The 1,017-nt window shown below is 44.5% G+C and carries 1 protein-coding gene; it reads left to right on the top strand.

Annotated elements, in window-relative coordinates:
* Nucleotides 1-926: transposase (locus QUA16_RS36775; RefSeq protein ID WP_333109805.1), on the top strand; the 926-nt coding region annotated here is incomplete at its 5' end.
* Between the last annotated feature and the right edge of the window lie 91 nt (nt 927-1,017).

The raw sequence follows: 1,017 nt of genomic DNA on the forward strand, positions 1-1,017 counted from the left end.
TACCTGAAGCTCAAGGAAGTTGGGCATTACCCCTGCTCCATGAAAGAATTAGTAGTGGGTCTTCACCCATACTTCAAGCAGCTTCCCAACTCAAACTTGTCTGTGAACAGAGCGTCAACCCAGTTTTAGCAGTTTTGGATCGAGAATATGGGAATGCTTCTTGGGTACTGGCGCTAACGCAAGCTTCCATCCCTGCTGATTGTTTAATGAGATTCCGAAAAAATGCCTGCTTGTGGTCAGCACCACCAGCATATAGTGGTCGCGGTAGACCGCGAAAACACGGGCAAAAAATGAGGCTGAATGACCCAACCACATGGCTTCAAGCGGATACAGAGATTGAAATTGACGAACATCCAGATTTGGGAAAAGTCCGAGTCAAACAATGGATTGACTTGCATTTTTATCGCGCCCCTGGACAAAACGTCAATTTAATTCTGATCGAAAGAATGAAGCCCATGTCAAATGGTCAGCCGTTTCCACCCTTATGGTTGGCTTGGGTTGGAGAACGAACTCTACCTTTGGAAACAGTCTGGTTCAAATATTTACGACGCTTTGGAGTCGATCATTGGTATCGGTTTGCTAAGCAAAGATTGCATTGGACATTGCCTAATTTGAGAACCCCTGAACAATCCGAGCGTTGGAGTGATTTAATGCCGTTGATGAGTTGGCAACTCTGGCTAGCTAGGGATTTAGTGGTTGAGAATGTCTTACCTTGGCAATCTGCTACCATTAATTTTACCCCTGGACGTGTTGCTCAATCAATGTTTTCGCTTTTAGTTGACATTGGTACTCCTACAAAATTGCCTAAACATAGGGGAAAATCCCCCGGCTGGGAAAAAGGAAGGGTACGGACGGTAGCACCGCGATATCCCACTGTGAAAAAACGGGTCTCTCGACGTAAAAAGTCTTCAAGATTAGCTGTTTAATCTTCTACTTTTTGAGTTTTTGAGCAACAGCTTGCCTGAGATTCAAAGGTGGCTACTTTTAGCTGCGCTCATTTTTTAGTCTAAACTACAG

The sequence above is a fragment of the Microcoleus sp. S13_C3 genome (assembly GCF_036700905.1).
GTDB lineage: Bacteria > Cyanobacteriota > Cyanobacteriia > Cyanobacteriales > Microcoleaceae > Microcoleus.